Below are 21,860 nucleotides of genomic sequence, written 5' to 3' on the forward strand. Positions count from 1 at the left end.
CTGCCCATGGCGTTAACGGGGGGAAACGCCTGCGTTAGGTTGGTCGCGCCGGTCAGCCGGCCCGTTTCAAGCCGCCTTTGGCCTCAATGAAGCCGATGATGCGGTCCAGCCCCTGGTTCTTCTTCAGGTTGGTCATGACGAACGGCCGCTCGCCGCGCATCCGCCTGGCGTCCGTCTCCATCTTTTCCAGGGAGGCGCCGACATAGGGCGCCAGGTCGATCTTGTTGATGACAAGGAGGTCGGACCGGGTGATGCCGGGGCCGCCCTTGGACGGGATCTTGTCGCCGGCCGCCACGTCGATGACGTAAATGGTGAGATCGGCGAGCTCGGGGGAAAAAGTGGCAGCGAGGTTATCACCGCCGGATTCGATCAGCACGAGATCGAGCCCGGGAAACTTGGCGCGCATATCCGCCACCGCGGCGAGATTCATCGAGGCGTCCTCGCGGATCGCGGTGTGCGGACAGCCGCCGGTCTCGACCCCGGCAATGCGATCCGGCGTCAGCGAACCCGAGCGCACGAGAAATTCCGCATCCCATTTGGTGTAGATGTCGTTGGTGATCGCCGCGATGTCGTAGCGCTCGCGCATGGTTTTGCAGAGCAGGTCCATCAGCGCGGTCTTGCCCGATCCGACCGGACCGCCGATGCCGACGCGCAAGGGACCGTGAGATGTAGGCATTGAGTCTTTCCTATCGTCGTCCTGGCGAAAGCCAGGACCCATTACCACTGAACCCGATTGTCACGGCACGCTGGAGCCGCATCTGTGCATAGCCACGCGCATTCGTGGTTATGGGTCCTGGCTTTCGCCAGGACGACGGCGGAGAGCAACTCACCCTGCTCATGACCGAAACAGCCGCGTATATTGCGTCTCGTGCCGCAGGCTGGCGAGGTCGGCGCGAAACGTCGCGCCGCCGAGATCGTCCAGCGTCGCAGCCAGCGCACGATTTGCCGTCGCGGCAACCGCGGCTTCCAGCTTCACCAGCACGCGCTGGCTATCGGTCTGGCCGAGCGGAATGAGCCGGCTGGCCGCGGAAATCCAGTTCGAGACCAACGCATGCAGGAAGGCGTGCAGCGTCGGTGCCAGCGGCACGCCGTGCATCGCGGCGACCACGCCAACAGCAACGGGATAGACCAGTGGCGTGCGGCATGCCGCAACCATGGCGTCCAGCCCGTCGGCATCCCACGCGGCGCGGGCGATGTCGACGAAGGCATGGCCCTGCGATGTCGTCTCCAGTTGCCGCTCGCGCGAGGGCACGAAGGCCGCGGCGAGCTCGGCGATATCGCTCAAGGTGTCGCCCTCGCCCGCTTCAGTGGCGCGATAGGCGTGGACCAGAAAAATCGCATCGCAGAAGCCTGAGCCATCGCGAAGCATCGCGTCGAGCCAGTCCGCCAGCGACGCGACGTCGGTGATGTCGCCGGCCTCGACCGCCCATTCGATGCCGCTGGAGTAGGAAAAGCCCCCGACGGGAAACGCGGGCGACAGCCACGTCATCAGCCGGTACAGCGCCGCCGCCTCGCCCTCCGCGAGGTCGCGGGCCGCGACCGGCTCATTTGTGGTCATGAGCATGCTTGTGGCCGTGGTGATGATCGGGGTGATCGCAATGCTCGTCGTGGTGATGGTGATCGTGACCGTCGCCATGTGCGGCATGATCATGATGGTGGTCATGACCGTGATGATCATCGTGGCCATGATCGTGATGCGCGTGGTCGTCGTGTCCATGCGCATGACCGGCATCGGCATAGGCGCCGCCCTCGGGATCGAACGGCGCCTCGATCTCGATCACGCGCGCACCGAGGCCCTTCACCATGGCTTCGATGACGTGGTCGCGGCGGATGCGCAGGCCCTTGGCCATGATCTGCGTCGGCAGATGGCGATTGCCGAGATGCCAGCCGACGCGAATAAGGTGGTGCGGATCGTGGCCGCGAATCTCGAGCAACGGCTCGGGCGCGGCGACCACCTCGACCAGTCGGCCGTCCTCCAACACCAGTGCATCGCCGCCGCGCAGGGCGACGGCATTCTCCAGGTCGAGCAGGAACTCGAGCCCCCGCGTTCCCGTCATCGCCATCCGGCGGCGGTGTCGATCGTCGAAATCGAGCACGACCGTATCCGCCGGCGCTTCCGCGAAGCGGTGTTGTCCCCTGACCTGCGTCGCCCGGATCATGCGCTTTTACCCCGTTACCGTGTCTCGACCTTCTCGGGCGTGATCACTTCGATCTTCGGCGGCGCCGTAAAACACTTCACCGCGACGCGGCCGAACGTCTTCATGTGCTCCATGGCGCGATGCGGCACCAGTGCTTCGGCATTCTCCCACTGCTCGACGAACACCATCTTGGCGGGATCGGTGACGCTCTCATGCAGATCATAGGCGATATTGCCGGGCTCTTTCCGCGTCTCCTTGATGCAGGCGGTGGCAGCTGCAATGAATTCGGCGCGCGTTTCAGGCTTGATGGTCAAGGTGGCGACGACGTAGATCACGAGAAATCCTCCCGGCTTTTCTTCTGGGCTTCAGATACCCGGCGGGTACCTTAGACCAGGCGGGATCGAACGCAAAACCCGGAAAAGCTGCCCCCGGATATGCGACCAGGACATGTTCCTGAGACATGCGTTGAGGCGCTATTTCAGTACATGAAATATCGCTGCGCCATCGGCAGCACCTCGGCGGGGGCGCAGGTCAAAAGCTCGCCGTCGGCGCGAACCTCATAGGTCTCCGGATCGACTTCGATATTGGGCGTGGCGTCGTTGTGAATCATGCTCTTCTTCGAGATCCTGCCGCGGGTGTTCTGGACCGCATAGAGCTTCTTGTCGATGCCGAGCTTACGCGCGAGGCCGCCGGTGATCGCGGCCTTCGAGGTGAACACCACTGAGGATGCGGTTATCGCCTTGCCGAAGGCGCCGAACATCGACTGATAATGCACCGGCTGCGGGGTCGGGATCGAGGCGTTGGGATCGCCCATGGGAGCGGCGACGATCATGCCGCCCTTGACGACGCAATCGGGCTTGACGCCGAAGAAGGCCGGCGACCACAGCACGAGATCGGCGAGCTTCCCCTTCTCCACCGAGCCGATCAGCTTCGAAACGCCATGGGCGATCGCGGGATTGATCGTGTATTTGGCGATGTAGCGCTTGACGCGGAAATTGTCGTTGTCCTTGCCCTTATCCTGCGGCAGCGAGCCGCGCTGCTTCTTCATCTTGTCGGCGGTCTGCCAGGTCCGGATGATGACCTCGCCGAGGCGGCCCATGGCCTGGGAGTCCGACGAGATCATCGAGAGCGCGCCGAGATCGTGCAGGATGTCCTCGGCCGCGATGGTCTCCTTGCGGATGCGGCTTTCCGCGAACGCCAGATCTTCCGCGATCGAGGGATCGAGGTGGTGGCACACCATCAGCATGTCCAGATGCTCGTCGATGGTGTTGCGCGTGAAGGGCCGCGTCGGGTTGGTCGAGGACGGCAGCACGTTCTTGAGCCCCGCGACCTTGATGATATCGGGGGCATGACCGCCGCCGGCGCCCTCGGTGTGGAAGGCGTGGATGGTGCGGCCCTTGAAGGCTTTGATGGTATCCTCGACGAAGCCGGATTCGTTCAACGTGTCGGTGTGGATCATCACCTGGATATCGTAGTCGTCGGCGACCGAGAGGCAGGTGTCGATCGCGGCCGGCGTCGTGCCCCAGTCCTCGTGCAGCTTCAGCGCACAGGCCCCGGCCTTGATCATCTCGACCAGCGCGGCGGGCCGCGAGGCGTTGCCCTTGCCAGAGATGCCGAGATTGACCGGGAAGGCGTCGAACGACTGGATCATCCGCCCCATGTGCCACGGCCCCGGCGTGCAGGTCGTGGCGAACGTGCCATGCGACGGCCCGGTGCCGCCCCCTAACATCGAGGTGACCCCAGACATCAGCGCGTGCTCGATCTGCTGCGGACAGATGAAGTGGATGTGGCTGTCGAAGCCGCCGGCGGTGAGGATCTTGCCTTCACCCGCGATTACGTCGGTGCCCGGGCCGATGATGATGGTGACACCCGGCTGGATGTCGGGATTGCCGGCCTTGCCGATGCCGGCGATCATGCCGTCCTTGATCGCGACGTCGGCCTTCACGATGCCCCAGTGATCGACGATCAGTGCGTTGGTGATGACGGTGTCTGCCGCGCCCTGCTTGTTGGTGACCTGCGACTGACCCATGCCGTCGCGGATCACCTTGCCGCCGCCGAACTTCACCTCCTCGCCGTAGGTGGTGAAATCCTTCTCGACCTCGATGATGAGGTCGGTGTCGGCCAGCCGCACCTTGTCACCGGTGGTCGGGCCGAACATGTCGGCATAGACCGAACGCTTTATTTTGACGGACATCACAAGCCCCGTTTGCGTTTGAATTTTGGACCGGTGCTCACAGCGAGGTCCTCGCTGTGAGCACCGTGTCGTCGAATGTCGTATCGAGCCAAGAGTTGCCGCCGCGGCAACCGGCGACAACCTGCTCGGCCCAGTCGGTGTAGTCGACGAGATCGTCACGTTCCTCGGCCGTCGGATCGGAATGCACGCGCGCGCCGATATTGCTGATCTTGTCGGCGATCTTGATCAGCCTGGCGCCAGCCGATTTCTTCGGTGCGTCGAGCACCTGACGCCGCCGCCGCTCCGGCTTAGGCAGGCTCATATCGTCGGTGCATTCCTCGACAAGCGACGCGACACGGTCGGAGAATTTTTGCGCGAGCTCCTCGCGCGTGGTGTCGGTGTCCTCGATCGCATCGTGCAGCCAGCCTGCGGCAACGAGTTCGGCGTCGGCGCCGTCGGTCGCGGTGGCAAGCAGGTTCGCGACCTCGGCGAGGTGGTTGATGTAGGGCTCATGACCACGGCCCTTGCGCGCCATGCCGTTGTGACGGCGCGCGGCGAGCTCGGCGGCTTCGGAGACGAGGCGGACAGGTGACAGCATGGCAAAGTCCTCCGTTTTCGCCTCAACCATGCCGCGCCACGCTCGTTCCTGTGGATTTCACAGCTTCCCCATCACGTCGCCGCGGAAGCCGTAGATGGTCTTCTTGCCGGCCACCGCGACGAGCTGAACGTCGCGGGTCTGGCCGGGCTCGAAGCGAACGGCGGTGCCGGCGGCGATGTCGAGGCGCATGCCGCGGGCTTTCTTGCGGTCGAACTTCAGGGCCGGGTTGGTCTCGAAGAAATGGTAGTGCGAGCCGACCTGGATCGGGCGGTCACCGGTGTTGGCGACCGTCAGCGTCACGGTCTTGCGGCCGGCATTGAGCTCGATCTCGCCGTCCTGGATGAAGAGTTCGCCGGGAATCATTCTATCCTCCTCGTCATTCCGGGGCCCGCGCAGCGAGAACCCGGAATCTCGATCAACAATCTCTGGATTCCGGGTTCGCCTTCAGGCGCCCCGGAATGACGAATTCAAAACTACCTGATCGGCTCGTGCACGGTGACGAGCTTAGTGCCGTCCGGAAAGGTCGCCTCGACCTGGATGTCGTGGATCATCTCGGGAATGCCCGGCATCACCTGGTCGCGCGTGAGGACCTGCGCACCCGCTTGCATCAGCTCGGCGACGGTGCGGCCATCCCGCGCGCCTTCGAGGATGAAATCGGAGATGAGCGCGATCGCCTCCGGATGGTTGAGCTTGACGCCGCGATCCAGCCGGCGGCGGGCCACGATCGCCGCCATCGAGATCAGAAGCTTGTCCTTTTCGCGCGGAGACAGGTTCATACGAAATCTCTTCCGTTCACTTCGTCAATTCAGCCAGAGCCGCGGCAGCGCCGCACCGGTGCGCGCCAATACGGCCATCATGTCGCCACGCAGGCGCGCCGCATCTTGGGCACAGAACCGCGCCATTGCAAAGCCATTCCAGGCGGACATCCCGACCTCACCGGCGAAGGATTCCGAGGCCTCGCGGAGACGCTCGATCAGGGCCTCGTCGCCGGGCACGATCAGCGCCGTCCCGATCGCAGCGCCGCCCTTCGCCACCGCCGATCGCGCAAGCTTTGCGCCGATATTGCCGTCGAGCCTGACGGTCTCGGCGAACACTAGCTTGCCGCCGCGACGCAGTCGCCAGCGGTCGACGAACTCGCCCTGCTCCATCCGCTCACCCATCGCGGTACGGCCGAACACCACGATCTCGCACAGCAGGAGCGAGGCAGTCGCATCGAGGTCTATGTCGAAGCGACGGCGCACGCGCGCCCGGTCGAACAGGATCGTCTCCTGCGGCAGCCAGCCGAGATGTGCGCCTGCGGCAACCTTCAGCGCTATATTGAGCTCCGCCGCCTGCCCTGGCGCGCGATAGACCTTTTCCGCGGCCGCCGTCGTCAGCGTCAGCTTCGCACCATCTGCGGCCGCGATTTCGATGTCGAAGCGATCGCCGCCGGCGACGCCGCCGGCCGTGTTGACGAACACGCCGGAGAGCCCCTCGTCCTCCGGCGAAGGGAAGCGCACGCGCAGGGAGCCGGACTCATGCAAGATCCCGCGACGTGTCACACCGTCGCGCGCGTGGACGTCGAAGCGCACCGCTCCGCGGGCACGGTTGGCGTCGAACACCGAAGATGTCGCTAAAACGTCGCTGCGCATCCGCCTCCCCAGCCGGTCGCGGCAGAATGGCCTACAGCGCCATCTGGCGGCTGATTTCGCTCGCGTCGAGATTGGAGCGGTCGCAGGTGAACTTCACCGCGCCGCGATCCATCACCGCAAAACTGTCGCCGAGTTCGCAGGCAAAGTCGAGATATTGTTCGACCAGCACGATGGCGATGTTGCCGAGATTGCGCAGGTACGAGATGGCGCGGCCGATATCCTTGATGATCGAGGGCTGGATGCCCTCCGTCGGCTCGTCGAGCAGCAGCAGCTTTGGCCGCATCACCAGCGCACGCCCGATCGCGAGCTGTTGTTGCTGGCCGCCGGAGAGATCGCCGCCGCGCCGGCCGAGCATGGATTGCAGCACCGGGAACAGCGAATACACGTCGTCCGGAATGTGCTTGTCCTCGCGCCTGAGCGGGCCGAAGCCGGTCTTGAGATTCTCCTCGACCGTCAGAAGCGGGAATATCTCGCGCCCCTGCGGCACGAAGCCGATGCCCTTGCGCGCGCGCTCATAGGGCTTCAGGCCCGTAATATCGTTGCCGTCGAGCACGATCGCGCCCGATGAGATCGGGTATTGCCCGACCATGGCGCGCAAGAGCGAGGTCTTGCCGACGCCGTTGCGCCCGAGCACGCAGGTCACCTTGCCGGGCTCGGCCGCGATCGACACGCCGCGCAGCGCCTGCGCCGCGCCGTAGAACAGGTTGATGTCCTTGACCTCAAGCATCGCTCACCGCCCCAGATAGACTTCGATGACCCGCTCGTTGGACGAGACCTGGTCGATGGTGCCTTCGGCGAGCACGGTACCCTCGTGCAGGCAAGTGACCTTGACGCCGAGTTCGCGCACGAACGTCATGTCGTGCTCGACCACCATCACGGTGTGGGTCTTGTTGATTTCCTTGAGCAGCTCGGCGGTGAGATGCGTCTCGACGTCGGTCATGCCGGCGACGGGCTCGTCGACGAGAAGCAGTTTTGGATCCTGGGCGAGCAGCATGCCGATCTCAAGCCACTGCTTCTGGCCGTGGCTGAGGCTGCCGGCGAGACGGTTGCGGGCCTCGGTAAGGCGGATCGTTTCCAGCACCTTGTCGATCTGCTCGGATTCCGCCCGGCTGCCGCGCCAGAACAGCGTAGCCTTGACGCTGTGGTCGACATTGAGCGCGAGCAGCAAATTGTCCTGCACGGTCTGGCTCTCGAACACGGTCGGCTTCTGGAATTTGCGGCCGATGCCGAGCTCGGCGATGCGGGTCTCGTCAAGCCGCGTCAGGTCCGTGACGCCGTCGAACAGCACGGTGCCTTCGTCGGGCTTGGTCTTGCCGGTGATGATGTCCATCATCGTGGTCTTACCGGCGCCGTTCGGGCCGATGATGGCGCGCATCTCGCCGGGCTCGAGCGTCAGCGAGAGGTTGTTAATGGCGTGGAAGCCGTCGAACGAGACGTGCACGCCGTCGAGATACAGCATTGCGGAGGTCGCGCGGGTGTCCATGACGTTCATTGCGCCTCCTCCGCCATTTTGGGTTCGGCGACGCCATCTTCGGCCGCGGCGCTCGCAATGGTCGCGGCGTCGCGCCTTTCCTTCGACGAGTCCCACCAGGCGTTGAAAGTGCCGACGATGCCCTTGGGCAGCAGCAGCGTCACCAGAATGAACATCGCACCCAGCATGAACAGCCAGTACGGCGCGAGCATGCCGGAGGTGAAGAACGTCTTTGCGTAATTGACGACGACGGCACCGAGCGCAGCGCCGACCAGCGTACCGCGGCCGCCGACCGCAACCCAGATCACCGCCTCGATCGAATTGCCGGGCGCGAATTCGCTCGGGTTGATGATGCCGACCTGCGGCACATAGAGCGCGCCGGCGACGCCTGCCATGCAGGCCGACACCGTGAACACGAACAGCTTGTAGGATTCGACGCGGTAGCCGAGGAAGCGCGTGCGCGATTCGGCATCGCGCACCGCGATCAGCACCTTGCCGAGCTTGGACGAGACGATGGCGCGGCAGATCAGGAAGCCGGCGATCAGCGCCAGGCAGCTCAGCGCGAACAGCGCAGCACGGGTGCCTTCTGCCTGCACGTTGAAGCCCAAAATGTCCTTGAAGTCGGTCATGCCGTTGTTGCCGCCGAAGCCGAAATCGTTGCGGAAGAAGGCCAGCAGCAGCGCATAGGTCATCGCCTGGGTGATGATCGACAGATACACGCCCGTGACGCGGGAGCGGAAGGCGAGCCAGCCGAAGCAGAAGGCGAGCAGGCCCGGCACGATCAGCACCATCAGCGCGGCAAACCAGAACATGTCGAAGCCGTACCAGTACCAGGGCAGCTTCGAATAGTTCAGGAACACCATGAAGTCAGGCAGGATCGGGTTGCCGTAGACGCCGCGGCTGCCGATCTGCCGCATCAGGTACATGCCCATCGCGTAGCCACCGAGCGCGAAGAAAGCACCGTGGCCGAGCGAGAGGATGCCGCAATAGCCCCAGATCAGGTCGATCGAGAGCGCCAGGATGGCGTAGCAGACATATTTGCCCCAGAGCGCGACCAGATAGGTCGGCACTTGTAGGAACGAGCCCGCGGGCAGCAGAAGGTTGGAGAGCGGGATCAGGATGCCGCAGGCCACGACGACCGCAAGGAAGATCGTCGCGCCGCGGTCCAGCGATCGCGTCAGCATGTGAGGGGTCATGCTTCCACCGCACGGCCCTTGAGCGCGAACAGGCCGCGCGGCCGCTTTTGAATGAACAGGATGATGAGAACGAGGATGGCGATCTTGCCGAGCACGGCGCCGGCGACCGGCTCCAGGAATTTGTTGGCGATGCCGAGCGTGAAGGCGCCGACCAGCGTGCCCCAGAGATTGCCGACGCCTCCGAACACGACGACCATGAAGCTGTCGATGATGTAGCTCTGGCCGAGATTGGGGCTGACATTGTCGATCTGCGACAGCGCCACGCCGGCGATGCCGGCAATGCCCGAGCCGAGGCCGAAGGTCAGCGCATCGACCCGCGAGGTCGCGATGCCCATCGAGGCCGCCATGCGGCGGTTCTGCGTCACCGCGCGCATCTCGAGCCCTAGCGCCGTGTAGCGCAGCATCGCGAGCAGAATGACGAACACCGCGAGCGTGAAGACAAGGATCCAGAGCCGGTTATAGGTAATCGTGATCTGGCCGAGCTCGAACGCGCCGCTCATCCAGGAGGGGTTGCCGACCTCGCGGTTGGTCGGGCCGAACATGGTGCGCACCGCCTGCTGCAGCACCAGCGACAAGCCCCACGTCGCCAGCAGCGTCTCCAGGGGACGGCCATAGAGAAAGCGGATGATGCTGCGCTCGATCACGACGCCGAGCGCGCCCGCCACCAGGAAGGCGAGCGGCACCGCGATCAGCAGCGAATAGTCGAACAGGCCGGGATAGCGGGTGCGGATCACCTCCTGCACCACGAAGGTGGTGTAGGCCCCGATCATCACCATCTCGCCATGCGCCATGTTGATGACGCCCATCACGCCGAACGTGATGGCAAGCCCGATTGCAGCAAGCAGCAGCACCGAACCCAGCGAGAGGCCGTACCAGGCATTCTGCACCATCGACCAGACCGCGAGCGAACTCTGGATCGAGCCGATTGCGCTCGCGGCAGCCTTGGTCACCGAGGCCGGCTGGTCGCCCATGCCGGTAAGCAGCGCCATCGCCTCCTGGTCGCCGCGCGCCTTGATGGTGGCAACGGCTTCGAGCTTCTCGACCTCGGTGGCATCAGGCTTGAACAACAGGATCGCCGCGCGGGCGTCGCCCAGCGCAGCTTTGACGGATCGGTTGGTTTCCTTGGCGAGCGCGCCATCGACGGCTTCGAGCGACGTCTCCTCATGCGACTTGAAGACGGATTGCGCGGCCTGCAGCCGCGCTCCGATGTCCGGTGACTGCAGCGTCAGGCTGCCGATCGCGGCATCGACGCTGCGGCGCAAGCGGTTGTTGAGGCGGACCGCGCTTGCACTGTCGGGCACGCTCGCCACAGCCAGGCCGGTCGCGGCATCGATCGACTTGCCGTCGGTGCCGGTGACGTAAACCTTCTTGCTATCCGGGTCGGCCATGAGTCGGCCGTCCTGAAGCGCGCTGATGATGGGGAAAGCCAGCTTGTTGCCGCTGCCCGCGACCACGCCGATCGCCTCTTCCGTGTCGGAATAATCGTCGTTGGCGAATTTGGCGACCGCATCCTCGAACGGGCCGGCCAAGGCCGGCAGTGCGAACGCGATCAGGAACAACGAGAGCAGGAGCGAACAGAGGCGGGCGGACAAATTGGCTGGCACTGTGAAAGACCCCGGCAGAAAAGGGTGGAGAAGGCGGCGGGATCGCCGCCTTCTCCGATCGTGCAATGGAGCGTCAGATCCGGATCAGGAGCCCGAACCGAGGCACTTGTTGGTCTTGGTGTTGAAGTTGCCGCACTTCTTGCCGACCCAGTCGCCGACCAGGTCCTTGGAGCCATCGAGCTCCTTCGACCAGGCGTCGCCTGCGACAAGACCCGGGGTCTTCCACACCACGTCGAACTGGCCGTTGGCTTTGATTTCGCCAATGAACACCGGCTTGGTGATGTGATGGTTCGGGAGCATCTTGGAGGTGCCGCCGGTCAGGTTCTTGGCTTCGATGCCCGGGAGCGCATCGATCACCTTGTCCGGATCGGTCGACTTCACCTTCTCGACCGCCTTGACCCACATGTCGAAGCCGATCACGTGCGCTTCCATCGGATCGTTGGTCACGCGCTTCGGGTTCTTGGTGTAGGTCTGCCACGCCTTGATGAACTTCTCGTTCTCCGGCGATTTGATCGACTGGAAGTAGTTCCAGGCGGCGAGATGGCCGAGCAGCGGCTTGGTGTCGATGCCGGCGAGTTCTTCCTCACCCACCGAGAACGCGACGACCGGGATGTCCTTCGCCTTGATGCCCTGGTTGCCGAGCTCCTTGTAGAAGGGAACGTTGGCGTCGCCGTTGATGGTCGAGACCACCGCGGTCTTCTTGCCGGCCGAGCCGAACTTCTTGATGTCGGCCACGATCGTCTGCCAGTCGGAATGACCGAACGGCGTGTAGTTGATCATGATGTCTTCCTGGGCGACACCCTTGGACTTCAGATAGGCTTCCAGGATCTTGTTGGTGGTGCGGGGATAGACGTAGTCGGTGCCCGCGAGCACCCAGCGCTTCACCTTCTCGTCCTTCATCAGATAGTCGACGGCGGGGATCGCCTGCTGGTTCGGCGCGGCGCCGGTGTAGAACACGTTGCGCTCGCTCTCCTCGCCCTCGTACTGCACGGGGTAGAACAGGATGCTGTTCAGCTCCTTGAACACCGGGAGCACCGACTTGCGCGACACGGAGGTCCAGCAGCCGAACACCACCGAGACCTTGTCCTTGGTGATCAGCTCGCGCGCCTTCTCGGCGAACAGCGGCCAGTTCGAAGCGGGATCGACGACGACGGCTTCGAGCTTCTTGCCGTTGACGCCGCCCTTCTTGTTCTGCTCGTCGATCAGGAAGAGGATGGTGTCCTTCAGCGTGGTTTCGCTGATGGCCATGGTGCCGGAGAGGGAGTGAAGCACGCCGACCTTGATGGTGTCGTCCGCGGCTTTCGCACCAGAAATGGAAGCCAGACCAAGCATCAGTCCGGCGGTCGCGGCGAGAACGCCACGGCGGCTAAATGGCGCCGCTATATCGTGAGTGGATTTGCTATGCATGAGTGTCTCATCTCCCTGACGCAGACGTGAAAAACGCTGCGAAACGGCCCCAACGGCCGCCTGCGATTAACGGATTCGCAAGAACCGTGCCATGGATTAGACACCAACTAAGCCATTGGCTTTGTTGCTAAAATGGACGGAAAACAAAGCCTCGCCATGACCGCGCCGCCTAAACACTGAGCAAATCGAATGTATGCGAATGTGGCAGACGGGCTATTTTTTGAGCAAATTTGCCACTCTGGCTAAATTTCCGGCATAACTATTTCTGCACCGCGATCGCCATTTGGGGTGAGCCTGCCTTGAAAGCGCCGCCTCAATGTTCCATATGGAGGGCGAGGTCTCTTGCGAATCAGAGACCGTTGCGAGCCGCGTGTTCTTAAGCCCTTACGGGCGTCTGGCTTGCCCCATCCCATCAAGCCATCCGACACCCCAAACACGCAGGTGTCCCTCTCGACACCCTTTTGCGCGCGCCGCGCCGAATGCGCCGGGCGCCCGCTTTTGACATGGAAAGAACCCATCTTTTGACTTCGTTTCAGGATTTCGGCCTCGCCGAACCCATCGCTCGTGCTCTCACCGAAGAGAACTACGTCACCCCCACCCCGATCCAGGCCCAGACGATTCCGACCGCGCTGACCGGCCGCGACGTCGTCGGCATCGCCCAGACCGGAACCGGCAAGACCGCGTCCTTCGCGCTGCCGATCCTGCACCGCCTGCTCGAGAATCGCATCAAGCCGCAGCCGAAGACGACCCGCGTCCTGGTGCTGTCGCCGACGCGCGAGCTGTCCGGCCAGATCCTTGACAGCTTCAACGCCTATGGCCGCCACATCCGTTTGTCCTCGACACTCGCCATCGGCGGCGTGCCGATGGGCCGTCAGGTCCGCTCGCTGATGCAGGGCGTCGAGGTGCTGGTCGCCACCCCCGGCCGTTTGCTCGATCTCGTGCAGAGCAACGGACTGAAGCTTGGAAGCGTCGAATTCCTCGTGCTCGACGAGGCCGACCGCATGCTTGACATGGGCTTCATCAACGACATCCGCAAAATCGTCGCCAAGCTGCCGATCAAGCGGCAGACGCTGTTCTTCTCGGCCACCATGCCGAAGGACATCGCCGAGTTGGCCGACGCCATGCTGCGCGACCCCGCCCGCGTCGCGGTGACCCCGGTCTCCTCGACCGTGGAGCGCATCCAGCAGCGCATCATCCAGGTCGACTTCTCCGCGAAGCCGGCCTTACTGGCCAAGCTGCTGAAGGACGAGCCGGTCAACCGAGCCCTGGTCTTCACGCGCACCAAGCACGGCGCCGACAAGGTCGTAAAGACACTCGAGAAGGCGGGAATCCCCGCCAGCGCCATCCACGGTAACAAGTCGCAGAACCATCGCGAACGGACGCTAGCCCAGTTCCGCACCGGTGAAATCCGCACGCTAGTCGCCACCGATATCGCCGCTCGCGGCATCGACGTCGACGGCATCACCCACGTCATCAATTTCGACCTCCCCAACGTGCCCGAGACTTACGTGCACCGCATCGGCCGCACCGCGCGCGCCGGCGCCGAGGGCACCGCGATCTCGCTGGTCGCGGGCGGCGAGGAACTTGCCTATCTCCGCGACATCGAGCGGTTGATCAAAGTGACGCTGCCGCGCGAAGACCACCGCACCGACGCGGGCCGCCGCGATGCGGGTCCTCCCCCGTCCCAGCAACGTCAGGGCCGGCCCAGCCGCCCAGGCCAGCGTCCGCACGGCGCACGGCATGGCGACGGGCGGCGTGCCGACGAAAGGCATGCTGACGGTCGTCACCACAGTGCCGCCAAGCAGGGCGACGGAAGGCCCGGCGAGGGACGTCATGGCGACGCCAGGCGTGCTGACGCACGGCCCGGCAGTGGCCCGAAGGCTTCGAAGACTCCTCGTCGCGACCACACCGGAGGCAAGGCGCATTCTTCGCCAAACGGCCGTCCGGAACAGCGTTCCGCGCATAGCGCCGGGGCGTCTGATGGGATACAAGGCGTTGCCTTTTTGCGCCGCGAGAGTCGGCCGAACGGCCAACCGAACCGCAAACCCCATTCGCACTAGCCGTCCACGACCTGGAGAAATTCATGGCTAAGGAAGAGCTGATCCAGTTCGAAGGACTGGTCACCGAAATCCTCCCCGACGCGCGCTACCGCGTGCAGCTCGACGCCGGACACGAGATCGTCGCCTACACCGCCGGCAAGATGAAGAAGAACCGCATCAAGACTCTGGCGGGCGACCGCGTGACGGTGGAGATGTCGCCCTATGACCTCGAAAAGGGCCGGCTGATTTTCCGCCACAAGGACGAACGTCCGAGCGGGATGGGCGGACCTCCGCGTCCCGGACAGCGCGGCGGCCAGTTCCGCCGCCGCTAGGGGCTCGGCGCGCGAGCGCGAACCTAAGATTCCGACCTGCATGCTGATCCGCCGTGACCATCACGGCGGATCAAAAAATCGTGCACGTCAGCATTGTTTTGGAGCTCTGTTTCCAATAAAATGAACTAATCGATTTTCGGCCGGACGACATTAGCATCCACCGGTACAGCCGGTTCAGACACGCTGACGACCCTTCCAAAAATTCGATCTAACCTGTCCGCGCAAGCGGGCTCTGACATTGTGTTATCTGAGAAGGGACTACCCCCATGAGCATGGGAACCGTGAAGTGGTTTAACGCGACCAAAGGCTTCGGCTTCATCCAGCCCGACGATGGCGGCCAGGACGTGTTCGTCCACATCAGCGCTGTGGAACGTGCGGGCCTCGGCACGCTGCGCGAAGGTCAGAAGATCTCCTACGAGATCGTGGCCGACCGCCGTTCCGGTAAGTCGGCAGCGGACAACCTTCGTTCCGCCGGTTGAGCCTACCGCTTACGGCCCCGATCGGCTCGAGCGAACAAATCAAAAGAAAAGGCCGGGCGCGATGCCCGGCCTTTTTTCTAGTTTAGGGGGCACGGCGACGGTACACCGTCGTAAGGAACGCAGGTGACCTGGCGCGGCCGCGTGTAGGAGACATCGCTCAGCGTGATGCCCGACTTCAGGACGAATTTGACGGAAGGCGTGTAGAGGTAACTCGCCTCACTGTAAATGAGGTAGGTCTTCGCGATCAAGAGCGTCGGCGGAATCATCGAGGTGACCGTGGTATCAGGCGCCAGAGACGGAGGCGCGTCCGTCACCGTGGCCTGCGTCGCGCCGTTCGCAATGGTGGCGGACTTGCTCCATTTAATCGTGGCGACTTTGCTTGAGTCGATATAGATCTGGGCAACCGTACCGTTCACGAGCGTAGCGTCATACGGCATGATCATCGATATGCTTGCCGTGAACGTGTCCTGCATGGCCGGACCGTTGGTCGCGATCGACTGCGACGTCAAGTCGGACAGCGTCCGTGCAATCATCGTAACTTTGCGATCGATCGCCACGGCCGATGAAAATTCGACGGTACCGAAGAACATCACCAGCATCAGCGGCACGATGACCGCGAATTCGGTCGCCGCGATCGCGCGCCTGTCGGCGACGAAGTCGCGGACGGAACTACTGGCATTTTTCCAGATATTTGCAATCGCCTGCATCGGTGGGCTCGGATCCATCTGTCTCAGAAGGGTTCATTCTTGAAGGCCGCAGTCGCAATCAGCAGCCGCTTGTTGCTGCAGCCCATGTTGAAGCCAAGGCCCGTGACGAAGAGCGGCCACTGATAGAACAGCCGCACCACGACGACCTGGTTGGCGGCCCCGGCACTGTACTGCACGCCGGTTGGATTGAAGCTGCAGGAATCGCCATAGTTGGTGAGGCTTAGCGCTCCGAACGAGCTTGTACTCACGACGTCGACGTAGAGCTTGGTGCAATCAAACAGCGCCGGGATCTGATTGCAGACGTAAGCCTTGAACGTCGTTTGCGAGCAGGGTGTGCTCACGCCGGACACCGCGCAGGCTGTTAGCGTGCCGGTTTGCGCCTGCCCGGTCAGCAACACGCGTGCAGAATTCTGCGCGGCACTCTCGAGCACCTGGCTCGCCAAGAACATCAGCGCCGACTCGATGATGGCGAACAGCAATGCGAAAAACATCGGCGCGACGAGCGCGAACTCGACGGCTGCGGAGCCGCGGCGGCTGCCGCGAAACCGGCGCAACGTGGCGAGGAGCGTGAATCTCGTAGGTGCAGGCGAAGGCATCAAATTCCCCAGCAGCAGCAGCAATCATCTGCCATGTTCAATAGCGGAAACTGATTGTTTAAGTGTTCAGGCGATCCGCACCCGGCGGCCCGGGCCGTTAACGGCGGGTTAACCGCAAACGACCCAGGGCACGGAGACGAGGGCATGGGGCGGGGCATGGAGACGAGGACGCGGAGAGAGAAACTCGCGCGCGTGCGTCGGGCGAGGACGATCCTTGCCCCGGCAAACCTGCCATCAAACTCGCTGGTTGGTCTTACTTGGTTAGTCTTGCTCAGTTCGTCTTGGTCAGTTCGTCTTGGTCAGTTCGTCTTGGCGCCCGCACCGGCATTGCCGCTGGCCGTGCTGCTCAACGAACCGGCCTGACTCATCGTGTTGTTGAAGTAGGTGTCGCTGTCGCCGAGCGTCACGCGACGCTGGCAAATCGGCATGCAGCTGTAGGACTCGCGGTCGATCCCGCGATAGACGGTGACGAGCCGATCGCTCGGACCTTCGACCTGGATCTGGCGATCGACCAGGATCTCGCCGCCCCGATCGAGCGCGATGAAATTGGTGGCGCCATAGCCCTTTCCGGTCACGACGATCATGCCACCGGGCTGGAGCGTGACGTCGGCGATCATGGGATTGCCGACCACGATGGTCGCCACCTTGCCGGGCAACCGCACCAGCTTGGCCTGGTCGACATTCACGGCAATGGCATCTGCGGTCGGCTCGGCAATGACGACAGCCGGCGATGCCAGCACCGCGGCCGCAACCAGAAGACAGACGCGCGCACGACGGCGCAGCAATTGTTTACGCATACTCTTACCCCCGGGACGTCACAAACCGGCAGAAGCAATCACATAACAGCCGAGCCGGTGCCCGACCCGGCTAACCTGCCCTCAATTCGTGAACGTTCCGCAAATTCGCCGACTATTGTTTGAACGGACTGGCGTTTCGCGGCCCTCGAGAACCTAGCGGCGGAACGGATAGGCAAGCTGCCCTCCGATTTCCTTCGGCATGGTGGCTTCATCCTTGCCGTAATCCTGCGGCAGTTGCCCCTCGGGCATGCGGAAAGTGCCGAACAGCACATCCCAGATCGGGAACGTGCCGGCAAAATTGGTGTCGCCGCCCTCTGCTAGCGAGGTGTGGTGCCAGCGGTGGAACACCGGCGTCGCCAGCACATATTTGAACGGCCCGAAGGTCCAGTTCAGGTTGGCGTGCACGAAGGCCGAATGGAAGGTCGTGAACGGGGCGAGCCAGACCATGGCGTTCGGCGAAATGCCGGCCATCAGCAGTACGACGTCGACCGCGATCGTACCAAGCACGAGATTGACTGGATGGAAGCGGGCCGCAGAAATCCAGCTGATCTCCTCCGAAGAGTGATGGATCGCGTGGTACTTCCAGAACCCCCCGCCGTGGAACAGCCGGTGCAGCCAGTACAGCATGAAATCGGACAGCACCAGGAACAGCATGGCCTGGACCCAGAGCGGCAATAGCGCCAGCGGGCCGTGGCCATTGTCGTAGAAGGCGATGAGCTCGTCGGCATCATGGATGTTGAAGACGAAGCTCGCACCGACGATCAGAAGGCCGATCCGCATGACGCGTGCGAACACCGGAACGACAAACCAGTAGCAGATGTCCGTGACGATCTCCCGCTTGCGCCACCAGGGTGCGCCGGGATTGCAGGCCCAGACATGCTCGAGCACGGTGAAGACCACCGCGAGCGCGAAGGTCGTGGGGATCACCTTCGCGATGGTCTCGCCGAGCATCAGGGCGATTTCCATGGGCAGGCTCGACATCGTCGCCTCTCTTGCGAATTGCTGGTCCTCCCTACGCGTACTCCCCTAAATTTAAGGGACGGTGAAGCCGGTGCCGCGCTTGCTGCGCATCCGGAACCGGAACGAATTGCAGATTGCGGCCTTAAGGCGAAATTCACTCTGGCCAGCGGCAAGCGCGTTTGCCCGACCTAATTAACTCTCCCGAAAGAGCTCGGATCTCATGGTCATTGCGTCAAGCACAACGCCGAACGAGGCGATCCCACCCCAGATGGAGTTTTGTTCATGAAGAACCTCATTGCGCGTTTCGCGAAAGATGAATCCGGCGCCACCGCCATCGAATACGGTCTGATCGCCGCCGGCATCGCGCTGGCCATCATCACCGTCGTCAACAATCTCGGCACCACGCTGAACGCCAAGTTCACCTCGATCAGCAGCTCGCTGAAGTAAGCGATCGACGAACGACGGCAAAAGCCCCGGGCCTCCGGGGCCTTTGTGTTTCAGACGGCGAGTTCCAGTGGCGTTGAGCAAGTACAGAACCGATGCCGCGGTCGCGGCAAATGCGGCGGAGGCCACGCAGACCGGCTCGCCGGTCTACTGGGTCTGCCTTGCCCTGCTGCTTGCGACCGTCGCGCTCGCCGCACGCATCGCCTCCCTCTGGTGAGCACGCCTTCGGCTGGTTCCACCCCTTGAGACCGCTGCCGCCGTTTTCGGTTTGTTTAGCACTGCCGGCTAGAATCCGGCGACGCCAGCTCCGCGGCAAACCCAGGCCTCAAGACGCAGCCCATGATCCTCGACCTTGCGCGCCTTCTGCTCTTCCCGGCCCTGATGGCGTTTGCCGCCGCAAGCGACCTCTTCACGATGACGATCTCCAACCGCGTATCGCTGGCGCTGGTCGCCGGCTTTTTCGCGCTCGCTCTCGCCGGTGGCATGGCACCTTACGAGATGCTGAGCCATGTCGGCTCAGGCACGCTTGTCCTGGTCGTGGCCTTCACCTGTTTTGCGATGGGTTGGGTCGGCGGCGGCGATGCCAAGATCGCGGCCTCCGTCGCACTTTGGTTCGGTTTCGCACAGCTGATGAACTTCCTGCTCTACGCCTCGCTGTTCGGCGGGGCGCTGACGCTGCTCCTGCTCCAGTTCCGGCAGTGGCCGCTGCCTTACGGGCTCGCCGGCCAAGCCTGGCTCGCGCGGCTGCACGCCAAGGAGAGCGGCATTCCCTATGGCATCGCGCTCGCACTGAGCGCGCTGATGGTCTACCCGGAGACCGAATGGGTGAAGGCGATCGATCTCGCTCACCTCGCATTGCGCTGAACGCATCGGGTAAACCCGGCGTTAAGGCGATTTAGATACGCCTCATTAACCATGCTTTGACGAATAGCTGGTCAACTGCCGATTACGGCGGCGTCAGCGTCGCGGCGTTTGGTGGAAAGTGAAGCGTATGAATAGGGCACGCATTGTCGTCCTGACGGTCGCCATCTGCGCCGGCGGTGTCGCCGCGTATCTGGCGAGCGGCTCGGACAATTCTGCGCCGCCTCCGGCTCCGGTCGCGCAGCTTCCCACCGTCGACGTCCTGGTCGCCAAGAACGACATCGGCCTCGGCCAGACCGTCAAGCCGGAAGACGTGCAATGGCAGACCTGGCCGTCCGCGACCGCCAGCGCCACCTTCATTCGCCGCAACGAGCGCCCCGAGGGCGTAACCCAGGTCACCGGCTCGATCGCACGATCCCCCTTCATCCAGGGTGAGCCGATCCGCGACCAGAAGCTGGTCAAGGCGGAAGGCTCCGGCTTCATGGCAGCAATCCTGCCCACCGGCATGCGGGCGATCTCGACCGAGATCTCGCCGGAAACCGGCGCAGGCGGGTTCATCCTCCCCAACGACCGCGTCGACGTGCTTCTGACGCGCCGTCTCAAGAACCCGGACCAGAGCAGCGGCGCTCCCGATGTGGTCACGTCCGAGATCATCCTGGCCAATATCCGCGTCCTGGCCATCGACCAGGCGCCGAAGGAGAAGGACGGGCAGAACGCGGTGGTCGGCAAGACCGTCACCCTCGAGCTCAATCCTGCGCAGACTGCGACGCTCTCCTCGGCACGCCAGAGCGGCACGCTGTCGCTGGCGTTGCGCAGCATCGTCGACGTCAAGCTGAGCGAGATCACGCTCGATGATTCCGCGCAGAAGCGCGATGGCGTCTCGATCATTCGGTACGGTATCCCAAGCTCGACGGCGAAGGCACGATGAGGACTGTCGACATGAAATGCAGGGCGAATTTGGCGACGATGCGAACCTCTGTGGTCCGCGCCCTGTCGTTTTCGGCCGCCGTCGCGCTCGCGCTCAACCCAGTGCTGACCCCTGTGGTCGCCGCCGACTATCGCCCTGTGGCGCAGGCTGCGGCCGACGGTCAGATGAACGCGCGATTCCTCTCGCTCGGCATCGGCAAGTCGATCGTGATCGACCTTCCGCGTGACATCAAGGACGTGCTCGTCGCCGATCCCAAGATCGCCAATGCGGTCGTCCGCTCGGCGCAGCGCGCCTACATCATCGGCGCCTCGATCGGCCAGACCAATATCGTGTTCTTCGATTCAGCCGGCCAGCAGATTGCGGCCTATGACATCGCGGTCAAGCGCGACCTCAACGGCGTGCGGGCCGCGCTGAAACAGGTCCTGCCGAATTCAGACATCCAGATCGACGGCCTAGGCGACGGCATCATCCTGACCGGTTCGGCCGCGAATCCAGCCGAAGCCCAGCAGGCCAACGACCTCGCTGCGCGCCTCGCCGGCGGTCCCGAGAAGGTCGTGAACTCGATCGTGGTCCGCGGCCGCGACCAGGTCATGCTCAAGGTGACCGTCGCCGAAGTGCAGCGCAGCATCATCAAGCAGCTCGGAATCGACCTCACCGCCAACCTCAGCTACGGCACCTCGGTCGTCACCTTCAGCAACTCCAATCCGTTCACGGCTCTCGGCCATAACCTCGTCGACAGTAACAACCTGACCACCAAATTCGGCGGGGCGCCGTCGGTGCAGGCCACCCTGCGAGCGATGGAAACCGCGGGCGTGATCCGGACGCTGGCCGAACCGAACCTGACCGCGATCTCCGGTGAATCGGCAACATTCATCGCCGGCGGTGAATTCCCGGTGCCCGCCGGCTACGCGTGCGACCCCACCACGCACGTTTGTACCACCCAAATCAGCTTCAAGAAGTTCGGCATCTCGCTCAACTTCACCCCCGTCGTTCTCACCGAGGGCAAGATCAGCCTGCGGGTGATGACCGAGGTCTCTGAGCTCTCGAACGAAAACGCGATCACGCTGTCCCAAGCCGTGACCTCGACCTCGGTCAACTCGCTCACGGTGCCCTCGATCAAGACCCGCCGCGCAGAAACGTCGCTGGAAATTCCCTCCGGCGGCGCGATGGCGATGGCCGGCCTGATCCAGCAGCAGACCAAGCAGGCGGTCAGCGGACTGCCGGGTCTGATGCAGCTCCCGGTCCTCGGCACGCTGTTCCGCAGCCGCGACTTCGTCAACAACGCGACCGAGCTGGTCGTGATCGTGACGCCCTATATCGTTCGCGCAGTTGCGCAAAAGGATCTGTCGCGGCCGGATGATGGCTTCTCCGCGCCTGCGGATCCGCAGGCCGAACTGCTCGGCAACATCAACCGCATCTACGGCGTGCCCGGCCGGAGCGAACCGGCCAAGAACTACCGTGGCACCTACGGCTTCATCACCGACTGAGGCGGAACGGGG

The 21,860-nt window shown here is 63.4% G+C and carries 26 protein-coding genes; 8 read left to right on the top strand and 18 right to left on the bottom strand.

Translation table 11 applies throughout. The features are described 5' to 3' along the window. Positions 1-52 precede the first annotated feature (52 nt). The 14 genes from ureG to urtA form a co-directional block, all read right to left on the bottom strand. Complete coding sequence (ureG, locus tag FXB41_RS19760; protein ID WP_219682900.1) at positions 53-676, bottom strand: urease accessory protein UreG; 624 nt, start codon at positions 674-676, stop codon at positions 53-55. A 159-nt stretch (positions 677-835) separates the two neighbouring features. Further along, positions 836-1,564, bottom strand: a complete 729-nt coding sequence (locus FXB41_RS19765; RefSeq protein WP_219682986.1) for an urease accessory protein UreF — start codon at positions 1,562-1,564, stop codon at positions 836-838. Further along, the gene (locus FXB41_RS19770) at positions 1,545-2,159 is read right to left on the bottom strand and encodes an urease accessory protein UreE (protein ID WP_219682901.1); all 615 of its coding nucleotides are present in this window, start codon (positions 2,157-2,159) and stop codon (positions 1,545-1,547) included. The genes FXB41_RS19765 and FXB41_RS19770 overlap by 20 nt, the downstream gene beginning before the upstream one ends. 14 nt (positions 2,160-2,173) lie before the next feature. Further along, a complete protein-coding gene (locus FXB41_RS19775; RefSeq protein ID WP_007599815.1) occupies positions 2,174-2,473 on the bottom strand; it encodes a putative quinol monooxygenase in 300 nt (99 codons plus the stop codon). 143 nt (positions 2,474-2,616) lie between these two features. After that, positions 2,617-4,332 (bottom strand): urease subunit alpha, encoded by a 1,716-nt coding sequence (gene ureC, locus FXB41_RS19780; protein ID WP_219682902.1) that lies wholly within the window; start codon positions 4,330-4,332, stop codon positions 2,617-2,619. A gap of 37 nt (positions 4,333-4,369) precedes the next feature. After that, positions 4,370-4,909 carry an HD domain-containing protein gene (locus tag FXB41_RS19785; RefSeq protein ID WP_007599813.1) on the bottom strand — a complete coding sequence of 180 codons (540 nt, stop codon included), beginning with the start codon at positions 4,907-4,909 and terminating at the stop codon, positions 4,370-4,372. A gap of 57 nt (positions 4,910-4,966) precedes the next feature. Further along, on the bottom strand, positions 4,967-5,272 hold the full coding sequence (locus tag FXB41_RS19790; protein WP_007599812.1) for an urease subunit beta: 306 nt from the start codon (positions 5,270-5,272) through the stop codon (positions 4,967-4,969). Positions 5,273-5,382: 110 nt separating this feature from the next. Beyond that, complete coding sequence (locus FXB41_RS19795) at positions 5,383-5,685, bottom strand: urease subunit gamma (protein WP_007599811.1); 303 nt, start codon at positions 5,683-5,685, stop codon at positions 5,383-5,385. Between the two features lie 24 nt (positions 5,686-5,709). Beyond that, positions 5,710-6,540, bottom strand: coding sequence for an urease accessory protein UreD (locus FXB41_RS19800; RefSeq protein ID WP_007599808.1), 831 nt, complete (start codon positions 6,538-6,540; stop codon positions 5,710-5,712). Between the two features lie 31 nt (positions 6,541-6,571). Beyond that, a complete protein-coding gene (gene urtE / locus FXB41_RS19805) occupies positions 6,572-7,267 on the bottom strand; it encodes an urea ABC transporter ATP-binding subunit UrtE (RefSeq protein WP_007599806.1) in 696 nt (231 codons plus the stop codon). Between the two features lie 3 nt (positions 7,268-7,270). Next, positions 7,271-8,032: an urea ABC transporter ATP-binding protein UrtD gene (gene urtD / locus FXB41_RS19810; RefSeq protein ID WP_007599801.1), complete on the bottom strand. Its 762-nt coding sequence runs from the start codon at positions 8,030-8,032 to the stop codon at positions 7,271-7,273. Further along, a complete protein-coding gene (urtC, locus tag FXB41_RS19815) occupies positions 8,029-9,207 on the bottom strand; it encodes an urea ABC transporter permease subunit UrtC (protein WP_007599799.1) in 1,179 nt (392 codons plus the stop codon). Before urtC ends, urtD begins: the two co-directional genes overlap by 4 nt. Continuing rightward, positions 9,204-10,811 carry an urea ABC transporter permease subunit UrtB gene (urtB, locus tag FXB41_RS19820; RefSeq protein WP_007599798.1) on the bottom strand — a complete coding sequence of 536 codons (1,608 nt, stop codon included), beginning with the start codon at positions 10,809-10,811 and terminating at the stop codon, positions 9,204-9,206. The genes urtC and urtB overlap by 4 nt, the downstream gene beginning before the upstream one ends. A gap of 84 nt (positions 10,812-10,895) precedes the next feature. After that, entirely contained in the window at positions 10,896-12,218 is a 1,323-nt protein-coding gene (urtA, locus tag FXB41_RS19825) for an urea ABC transporter substrate-binding protein (protein ID WP_007599797.1), read from the bottom strand. 479 nt (positions 12,219-12,697) lie between these two features. Between urtA and FXB41_RS19830 the strand changes: the two genes are divergently transcribed. The 3 genes from FXB41_RS19830 (at position 12,698) to FXB41_RS19840 (ending at position 15,068) form a co-directional block, all read left to right on the top strand. Then, the gene (locus tag FXB41_RS19830; protein ID WP_051058446.1) at positions 12,698-14,278 is read left to right on the top strand and encodes a DEAD/DEAH box helicase; all 1,581 of its coding nucleotides are present in this window, start codon (positions 12,698-12,700) and stop codon (positions 14,276-14,278) included. Between the two features lie 23 nt (positions 14,279-14,301). After that, complete coding sequence (gene infA / locus FXB41_RS19835) at positions 14,302-14,589, top strand: translation initiation factor IF-1 (protein ID WP_007599789.1); 288 nt, start codon at positions 14,302-14,304, stop codon at positions 14,587-14,589. Between the two features lie 266 nt (positions 14,590-14,855). Further along, entirely contained in the window at positions 14,856-15,068 is a 213-nt protein-coding gene (locus tag FXB41_RS19840; protein WP_007599788.1) for a cold-shock protein, read from the top strand. Between the two features lie 77 nt (positions 15,069-15,145). On the opposite strand, the gene FXB41_RS19845 is transcribed toward FXB41_RS19840, so the two are convergent. The 4 genes from FXB41_RS19845 to FXB41_RS19860 all read right to left on the bottom strand — a co-directional run bounded on the left by FXB41_RS19845 (position 15,146) and on the right by FXB41_RS19860 (position 18,149). Continuing rightward, the gene (locus FXB41_RS19845) at positions 15,146-15,775 is read right to left on the bottom strand and encodes a TadE/TadG family type IV pilus assembly protein (RefSeq protein ID WP_007599787.1); all 630 of its coding nucleotides are present in this window, start codon (positions 15,773-15,775) and stop codon (positions 15,146-15,148) included. Positions 15,776-15,798: 23 nt separating this feature from the next. Beyond that, a complete protein-coding gene (locus FXB41_RS19850; protein ID WP_007599786.1) occupies positions 15,799-16,371 on the bottom strand; it encodes a TadE/TadG family type IV pilus assembly protein in 573 nt (190 codons plus the stop codon). A gap of 299 nt (positions 16,372-16,670) precedes the next feature. Continuing rightward, a complete protein-coding gene (locus tag FXB41_RS19855; protein ID WP_007599785.1) occupies positions 16,671-17,168 on the bottom strand; it encodes a pilus assembly protein N-terminal domain-containing protein in 498 nt (165 codons plus the stop codon). A 153-nt stretch (positions 17,169-17,321) separates the two neighbouring features. Further along, on the bottom strand, positions 17,322-18,149 hold the full coding sequence (locus tag FXB41_RS19860) for a sterol desaturase family protein (protein ID WP_219682903.1): 828 nt from the start codon (positions 18,147-18,149) through the stop codon (positions 17,322-17,324). A 261-nt stretch (positions 18,150-18,410) separates the two neighbouring features. On the opposite strand from FXB41_RS19860, the gene FXB41_RS19865 reads away from it, so the two are divergent. The 5 genes from FXB41_RS19865 (at position 18,411) to FXB41_RS19885 (ending at position 21,848) form a co-directional block, all read left to right on the top strand. Next, positions 18,411-18,575, top strand: a complete 165-nt coding sequence (locus FXB41_RS19865) for a Flp family type IVb pilin (RefSeq protein WP_007599783.1) — start codon at positions 18,411-18,413, stop codon at positions 18,573-18,575. A gap of 73 nt (positions 18,576-18,648) precedes the next feature. After that, on the top strand, positions 18,649-18,789 hold the full coding sequence (locus FXB41_RS19870) for a hypothetical protein (protein ID WP_198288341.1): 141 nt from the start codon (positions 18,649-18,651) through the stop codon (positions 18,787-18,789). Between the two features lie 122 nt (positions 18,790-18,911). Next, positions 18,912-19,436 (top strand): A24 family peptidase, encoded by a 525-nt coding sequence (locus FXB41_RS19875; protein WP_219682904.1) that lies wholly within the window; start codon positions 18,912-18,914, stop codon positions 19,434-19,436. Between the two features lie 127 nt (positions 19,437-19,563). After that, positions 19,564-20,361, top strand: coding sequence for a Flp pilus assembly protein CpaB (cpaB, locus tag FXB41_RS19880; protein WP_219682905.1), 798 nt, complete (start codon positions 19,564-19,566; stop codon positions 20,359-20,361). 11 nt (positions 20,362-20,372) lie between these two features. Then, positions 20,373-21,848: a type II and III secretion system protein family protein gene (locus FXB41_RS19885; RefSeq protein WP_007599778.1), complete on the top strand. Its 1,476-nt coding sequence runs from the start codon at positions 20,373-20,375 to the stop codon at positions 21,846-21,848. The last annotated feature ends 12 nt before the right edge of the window (positions 21,849-21,860 follow it).

Origin of the sequence: Bradyrhizobium canariense (assembly GCF_019402665.1) — a bacterium.
Classification (GTDB): domain Bacteria; phylum Pseudomonadota; class Alphaproteobacteria; order Rhizobiales; family Xanthobacteraceae; genus Bradyrhizobium; species Bradyrhizobium canariense.

What these genes read in the sequence shown, in the direction of transcription:
- FXB41_RS19790 (WP_007599812.1), bottom strand. Translation starts at nt 5,272, where the DNA reads ATGATTCCCGGCGAACTCTTCATCCAGGACGGCGAGATCGAGCTCAAT.
- FXB41_RS19885 (WP_007599778.1), top strand. Translation starts at nt 20,373, where the DNA reads ATGAAATGCAGGGCGAATTTGGCGACGATGCGAACCTCTGTGGTCCGC.
- FXB41_RS19850 (WP_007599786.1), bottom strand. Translation starts at nt 16,371, where the DNA reads ATGCCTTCGCCTGCACCTACGAGATTCACGCTCCTCGCCACGTTGCGC.
- FXB41_RS19840 (WP_007599788.1), top strand. Translation starts at nt 14,856, where the DNA reads ATGAGCATGGGAACCGTGAAGTGGTTTAACGCGACCAAAGGCTTCGGC.
- FXB41_RS19845 (WP_007599787.1), bottom strand. Translation starts at nt 15,775, where the DNA reads ATGCAGGCGATTGCAAATATCTGGAAAAATGCCAGTAGTTCCGTCCGC.
- FXB41_RS19865 (WP_007599783.1), top strand. Translation starts at nt 18,411, where the DNA reads ATGAAGAACCTCATTGCGCGTTTCGCGAAAGATGAATCCGGCGCCACC.
- FXB41_RS19800 (WP_007599808.1), bottom strand. Translation starts at nt 6,540, where the DNA reads ATGCGCAGCGACGTTTTAGCGACATCTTCGGTGTTCGACGCCAACCGT.
- urtE (WP_007599806.1), bottom strand. Translation starts at nt 7,267, where the DNA reads ATGCTTGAGGTCAAGGACATCAACCTGTTCTACGGCGCGGCGCAGGCG.
- FXB41_RS19860 (WP_219682903.1), bottom strand. Translation starts at nt 18,149, where the DNA reads ATGTCGAGCCTGCCCATGGAAATCGCCCTGATGCTCGGCGAGACCATC.
- FXB41_RS19855 (WP_007599785.1), bottom strand. Translation starts at nt 17,168, where the DNA reads ATGCGTAAACAATTGCTGCGCCGTCGTGCGCGCGTCTGTCTTCTGGTT.
- cpaB (WP_219682905.1), top strand. Translation starts at nt 19,564, where the DNA reads ATGAATAGGGCACGCATTGTCGTCCTGACGGTCGCCATCTGCGCCGGC.
- FXB41_RS19765 (WP_219682986.1), bottom strand. Translation starts at nt 1,564, where the DNA reads ATGCTCATGACCACAAATGAGCCGGTCGCGGCCCGCGACCTCGCGGAG.
- urtC (WP_007599799.1), bottom strand. Translation starts at nt 9,207, where the DNA reads ATGACCCCTCACATGCTGACGCGATCGCTGGACCGCGGCGCGACGATC.
- urtA (WP_007599797.1), bottom strand. Translation starts at nt 12,218, where the DNA reads ATGCATAGCAAATCCACTCACGATATAGCGGCGCCATTTAGCCGCCGT.
- FXB41_RS19785 (WP_007599813.1), bottom strand. Translation starts at nt 4,909, where the DNA reads ATGCTGTCACCTGTCCGCCTCGTCTCCGAAGCCGCCGAGCTCGCCGCG.
- FXB41_RS19770 (WP_219682901.1), bottom strand. Translation starts at nt 2,159, where the DNA reads ATGATCCGGGCGACGCAGGTCAGGGGACAACACCGCTTCGCGGAAGCG.
- infA (WP_007599789.1), top strand. Translation starts at nt 14,302, where the DNA reads ATGGCTAAGGAAGAGCTGATCCAGTTCGAAGGACTGGTCACCGAAATC.
- FXB41_RS19875 (WP_219682904.1), top strand. Translation starts at nt 18,912, where the DNA reads ATGATCCTCGACCTTGCGCGCCTTCTGCTCTTCCCGGCCCTGATGGCG.
- FXB41_RS19830 (WP_051058446.1), top strand. Translation starts at nt 12,698, where the DNA reads ATGCGCCGGGCGCCCGCTTTTGACATGGAAAGAACCCATCTTTTGACT.
- FXB41_RS19795 (WP_007599811.1), bottom strand. Translation starts at nt 5,685, where the DNA reads ATGAACCTGTCTCCGCGCGAAAAGGACAAGCTTCTGATCTCGATGGCG.
- ureG (WP_219682900.1), bottom strand. Translation starts at nt 676, where the DNA reads ATGCCTACATCTCACGGTCCCTTGCGCGTCGGCATCGGCGGTCCGGTC.
- urtD (WP_007599801.1), bottom strand. Translation starts at nt 8,032, where the DNA reads ATGAACGTCATGGACACCCGCGCGACCTCCGCAATGCTGTATCTCGAC.
- ureC (WP_219682902.1), bottom strand. Translation starts at nt 4,332, where the DNA reads ATGTCCGTCAAAATAAAGCGTTCGGTCTATGCCGACATGTTCGGCCCG.